The organism is Bacillota bacterium, assembly GCA_012837285.1.
Lineage (GTDB): Bacteria > Bacillota > DTU030 > DUMP01 > DUMP01 > DUNI01.
The window spans coordinates 1-5,519 of record DURJ01000202.1 but is presented as its reverse complement, the minus strand read 5'-3'; the positions used below and the strand labels follow the sequence as shown (position 1 = coordinate 5,519).

5 protein-coding genes and 1 pseudogene are annotated in these 5,519 nt (G+C 44.5%); 1 reads left to right on the top strand and 5 read right to left on the bottom strand.

The genetic code is table 11. From position 1 onward, the window contains the following. Window positions 1-308: 308 nt before the first annotated feature. From GX016_10920 to splB, 4 genes and pseudogenes are all read right to left on the bottom strand, one after another. Window positions 309-560: pseudogene (locus GX016_10920) on the bottom strand (Fic family protein). A 373-nt stretch (window positions 561-933) separates the two neighbouring features. Further along, window positions 934-1,905, bottom strand: coding sequence for a hypothetical protein (locus GX016_10915; GenBank protein ID HHT72052.1), 972 nt, complete (start codon window positions 1,903-1,905; stop codon window positions 934-936). Between the two features lie 243 nt (window positions 1,906-2,148). Then, window positions 2,149-2,430: a hypothetical protein gene (locus GX016_10910; protein HHT72051.1), complete on the bottom strand. Its 282-nt coding sequence runs from the start codon at window positions 2,428-2,430 to the stop codon at window positions 2,149-2,151. A 156-nt stretch (window positions 2,431-2,586) separates the two neighbouring features. Continuing rightward, on the bottom strand, window positions 2,587-3,597 hold the full coding sequence (gene splB, locus GX016_10905; GenBank protein HHT72050.1) for a spore photoproduct lyase: 1,011 nt from the start codon (window positions 3,595-3,597) through the stop codon (window positions 2,587-2,589). A gap of 673 nt (window positions 3,598-4,270) precedes the next feature. On the opposite strand from splB, the gene GX016_10900 reads away from it, so the two are divergent. Continuing rightward, a complete protein-coding gene (locus tag GX016_10900) occupies window positions 4,271-5,290 on the top strand; it encodes a hypothetical protein (GenBank protein HHT72049.1) in 1,020 nt (339 codons plus the stop codon). 30 nt (window positions 5,291-5,320) lie between these two features. Here GX016_10900 and GX016_10895 read toward each other — a convergent pair. Next, window positions 5,321-5,519: group II intron reverse transcriptase/maturase (locus GX016_10895; protein HHT72048.1), on the bottom strand; the 199-nt coding region annotated here is incomplete at its 5' end.

Here is a 5,519-nt window from a genome sequence, read left to right as displayed (position 1 = left end):
GGCCTGTACGCCCCCTGTCAACGCTTCGCCGCCCCCTCGCGGGTGGCCGACGCATGACTCGGGGCCACGGTTGATCGCTACTCTTTACCATGTGGTGGACCTGCACCACCTACCTACTGCCGGCTTTGACCGGCGCTTTCGAACCGTCCCCATGACAGGCTGCGTTTTCCTTCAGATTCCACCTCGCAATAGACACCCTTGCCTTCGGTAATGGTGCCTACTGCCAAGCCCATAGTGGACTTTCACCACCAAGCTATCGCCCATGCAAGGCGCACTGAAAAAAGCACCCTTTTAATCAGGTGCCTTGGCTAGGTGTCTTTACGTAGAATGTTTAAATACTCTTCGTAGGCAAAGACCCGGTTTCTTTGAACATTTTCCGTTTGCCTTAAAATACCCAGCTGGATAAGTTTATTTACAGCATTGGATGTTGCGTTAAAGGATATCCTTAATTCTTCACTGGTTTTCTTGATGTCAATGATGGGGCTGCCCTCTAGGTAATTAAACACCTTCATGATGGTTTTGGCAGCTTTCCCCGTGTGTTTTACGATTTCAGTATTCTTACTGAAGCTCTCCAGTCAAGTTGGTTCGATATTCACCTGCTCTGTTTTTCATTGGCTACACCACCTGAAATGAAATAACAAGCTTAAAAAGTCTTTGCTTATTTCATTCTACCACGCATGGTGCAATAGGGGGAGTGTATTTTGTATTGTTATTTCATTTTACCCAGATTTACCAAATAATATACCTTTTCCTTTTGTCATATTTCAAAATGCATTGGGTTGTTTTAACGCCCGCACACAAGCATAGACCGCCGAGGTGGCCACTACATGAGCGATGGTACCTTTATTCCAACCCATCGTGGCCACCGCTCTTCTAATTACCAGGTTGGTGTATGTGTTTGGCGGGACAAAAGGTCGCTATAAAGAGCTGCAATTATTTTCCGTGGCTAATAATATAATCATCCATATACTTGATAAATCTATTTGTCGCCCCTCTACCGGCACCGGAACCATCAATGTTAATTTCACAGGGTAATGTTTCCTTTATGATTGGATGATCAGCTTCTAGAGCCGTTATCGAAGGCTCGTCCTCTTTAATGCTAAGTACATAAAATTCGTCATCGGACATATCACCCAATATTAGCTCCGGTACCCCGTCTGCATCGACATCATATAGTCTGGCGCTCCCCACTCCATTAAGTCTGCTGAGTATTTCTAGTACATCTTCGCTGCATAATTTCTGACCCCTAGTTGATTCAATCACATCCGCATATAATCTGGCCCAGTAGTTGGGATAATCCCTTATGTGCATCTTGGATATATCGTCTAAATCCATGCCCACATTTAAAAATATATCACCATATGAAGAAGTGCTTAGGGCCCTAAATCTAGAATCCTCTAGTATATATGTTCCCCGTAATGCTATTGCTCCATCGAAAAGTCTTTCCAGTATAATTTCATCATTTATCACCTCTGTCTTGGACAAATAGGCAATGTTCTTATTATGCTCATCTATTTCCCAGGTGCCAGAAACGGGTTTCATCTCCGTAAACCAGTTGAGATTAAAATGGTACTCCCCGTTTTCGAGCAGCTCTACATATGGAATGTATTCCTCCTGGGCATATGTTTCTTCTGATAGCTTTTTACTCTTGTGATCATAGACGCATATGTATTCCCTATATTTGCCAATCCAACTTTCCCTATCGCCGGTATCAGATGCCACAGCCGTATCTTCTACCTCATCCATTGGGTCTTGTCGCACATTTTCATTTTCTTCTGTATGGTCATGGATACTGTCAATAGCGGTGTGCGCGTTGTTGTTTGTACAGGATGCAACAAAAACTACTACGAGACCCATCAATACTAATATAATTACTCGACTTAGGTTTCTGCTTGTCCTTTGCATAAGTCTCCTCCTTTGTCTGCCACATGGATTAGTGCAGCCGCTGCCGCGGGGGGCCTATGGTACTCTCTTCGAGCCTAGTACACGAGCAACTACCTATCGTTTAGTTCGCCGCGTGTCTTATTTATCCCTGCCTGGGCAATGGTGCCAACAAACATGGAAAGGGAGCTCAAGACAAGCTCCCAATAGTCATAATCATAATTTCTTCCACTTTTCCCCAGGTATCTGTCACCGACCTGCCCTATCTTAATTCGCTTCTTCCTTTTGGTCGGTGGGGTAATTTGAATGCTGGGAATGGTAATGGCTTACATCCTGATACATATTCAGCATGTTTTTATCCCCAGAAAGGTTGGCCACCTGATCACGGATAACAGCAATGTGCTTTTCCTCAGCCTTCGCCAGATCAGAAAAAACGGCGGCTATTTTAGATTGTTGGCTGTCTTGAGCCTCCCGCATATATCTAACGTATTGAATTAACGCTTGTTCTTTTTGCTGTAATGCGTTGTGCAGGTGGCTTAAGGTATGCATACTTAACCCTCCCGGTTTCAAATTTCACCTGTTATTTATATCCCCCCTAACCATTCATTTAATACATTGGAGGGTTTTCATCCCATCAATCTTCTAGGATCATATCGGCCGCCATTCTAGCGCCGACCGTTTTTTTCAGGTGCCCGGCATGGTCTTCTAGACAAAGTACAGTATCTTAGCCTTGGGCATTAGCGTTGATATCCTGCCACGAAAGAACGACTCTAATTCTTCCATTTGGTGTCGCGGGTAAACAAACTTGGTGTAGCCGAACTGACCATACTTTAGCTGACGTTCTTCTTCCACCATAGGCAACTCAGACTCAGGAAATACCTCCCTGATGGCGGATTTAGCCCGTGCTGTAAAGCGGTGCGTAATAAGCTCAAATGTGACCGGTGCATCAGGCATAAGCTCGGCAACGTCTTTTATCAAGAGATCGTATTGTTTCTGCCAATCAGGAAATATAAAGATAGGGGCAATAAGGATACCTACGGGATATCCTTCTTTCTGTATCAGGGCCGCAGCCTCCAGTCGCTTTCTTACCACAGGCACCCCCTGTTCAAAACGCCCCACAGCCCAGGGCGCATTGATACTAAAGCGCACCTCAGTTTTCTCCCGGTGATCCAGCCCTAGAAGGGTTTCTATGTCGGCAAACTTGGTCACAAAGCGCAAACGAGCAAGGGAACTTTGAGCGGTAAACTCAATGGCCGTTTTCAAACTTCCAGTCCACTTCTCTACTGCTAACGGATCGGAAGTCGCAGAAGCTTCAAATATCGTTTCTTCTGGATTCCGCATCTTAATATACTCTCGGGCCCGGGCAAGAATATCTTCTATGTTAACATATACCTTTATATATGGCCGCTTAGACAAATTAGTGGCCAAGTAGCAATACTGACATAAGCCTGGGCAACCAGAAACCAACGGCAACTGATAATGCGCCGAAGGCTTACAAGTTTGAAATTCTTTCTGCCTCCATATTCCTACTACCAAAGTTCTCTTAAAGCGCATGAATCGTTCCCTGGCAGTCAAATTAGGATCAGCCGAGGGAAAACGCCGATCATAGATTATAGTCTCGATATTGTTCTGGCGAAATGTGCTTAACAGACTCCGCCCAAGCTCGTATTCCAAAGCTTTTTTCTCTATAAAAACCTGCTGAGGGGCAAACGTCATTTCTTTACCTCCAAACAAAAACAGCCCCCAACCCACCGCTCTCCTCCACTTGCGGCATCCGGTTAGCTCCCACCTCTTACACTGTCAGTTGTTCCCCGTAAGCTAGAAAACATGCAAGCCCATCGTATCAATCTAGTGGCAGCGGTAGCCCTGCCACAACGCTTACCTCGGCGCAGGCCTTGCGGTCCAGAATATTCTAACCCACTTAGCCATCTCAAGTAGGAACAGAGCCCTCCTAAACAGAAACTAAGCAGTCCTGTCCATGTAATCATAGGCATCACCTTCCCTCCGGGAAAGTGACTAACCGCCAAGCGACAACTCCTCGATTATCGCATCATATTTCCTCCATTTCTGTACAAGATTTACCACCGATGATGCTCATTATGTAGAAACAGGCCGGGTGATCCGCATTGGACCACCCCGCCCTGTTTCGTTGGGTTACTTGGTTATCAAGAACACAAAAGAACCGTCCCTCAGTGCCCTGCCATCTTCCAATTACCAGTCTTTTACAGGTGCCTGTCACCGTCTATACTCTACTTCAAGAAGGGATTTACCGCTAGCGCACCGAACCCTTGAACAATCAAAAAAATGCCCTGTAATATCGCTACAATATTACGGCTGGGAATAGGCCCAGGGAAGGGGCAATAAGCAATAATAGGGTGGTGCGTTGGCAATGTTGGTAAAAGAACTTAGGGAATTGCTTAAGAAATACAAGGAAGAGGATTTGAGATTAATAATATCAGAAATGTATAAGGCTATGCCGAAAAAGCTACGGGAAGAGAAGGATATTGATGCCCTGTTGAAAGATATTAATGCCTATTTGGGCATTAGAAAGATTAAGAGACAACGGACTAAAAACATCCCAGCAAGCGATTTAAAACCGGAGATTGACCTGTTTATCGATTATGCATATAAACAATACTACTTTGCCCCAAATAGTTTTGTTCACAAAAGGGAAAGGCCCAAGTGGAGATTTAAAGTAAAAGCTTTTATCAAAAGCTTACAAGCCGTCCCAGTAGAAGGTGAAGAGGGGAGAACCGCAACTGACTTGCTAGCAAAACTATATGAGATGTTGTGCTATGCGAGCGGATATTATATTTTTAATACAGAAGACCCTTTTAGATCGGTCGGTATAGAGCAGATGGATTTGCTTAACATCGTTATCTCAAGGATCCTTACCAGTGCCATAACCAAGGAATCGGTAAAAACCGCCATCGCACTCGTTATAAACAGCACAGCCAGCAGAGAAACATTGCACTCATGGTTGATAGATATATTAATTGAGAATCTTAAATCCCCCGATTCCAAGGAAATTGCCATTGAGCAGTGCATGGTCTTAAAAACCGAATTAGATAGATCTAAGCAAAGTACGTCAAGGAAAAAATCGTGGCAGATCTCAGTCTTTGAACATGAGGAAAGGATTAATAATTTGGTAGAGACAGTTCTTAAGTTGAATATCGCACTGTGCGAATATGAACGGGCAATTGAATATTATCACGGGAACTACGTGGCGCATAATAACGAAGTCTCTCTATATATACTGTTAGGACTCTTGTTTGACTATGAATTGAAAGAATATTGGTTGAGGGAATACGAAAAAGCCCTGAAAAGAGGGGTAAAACCAAGAGAAGCATTGCGGCAGATGTATAAGTATATACGAGCAAATGATAAGTTGCCTGACAGGGTCCCGTGATCCGCAATCCCTGCCAACTGCCAGTTTTTCCTAGGTGCCTGTCACCGTCTCTATTTGTAGTCGTTTTTGGATGCCTTTGCCGTATTGTTCCCATGTGACTGCGTCAACTCCGGCTGCCGCTTTGGGATTTAGTTGTAAATAGGCCTTGTGGAGTTGGTCGGTGGTGATATGATGCATCAGGTTGTTGAATTTGAGTGCTGGGTCCCGTTTCGCTGCTTCTCGTACTCTG

Bases quoted from the DNA above. Each gene is read 5' to 3' on its own strand.
- GX016_10915 (HHT72052.1), bottom strand. From the start codon at position 1,905: ATGCAAAGGACAAGCAGAAACCTAAGTCGAGTAATTATATTAGTATTG.
- GX016_10910 (HHT72051.1), bottom strand. From the start codon at position 2,430: ATGCATACCTTAAGCCACCTGCACAACGCATTACAGCAAAAAGAACAA.
- splB (HHT72050.1), bottom strand. From the start codon at position 3,597: ATGACGTTTGCCCCTCAGCAGGTTTTTATAGAGAAAAAAGCTTTGGAA.
- GX016_10900 (HHT72049.1), top strand. From the start codon at position 4,271: ATGTTGGTAAAAGAACTTAGGGAATTGCTTAAGAAATACAAGGAAGAG.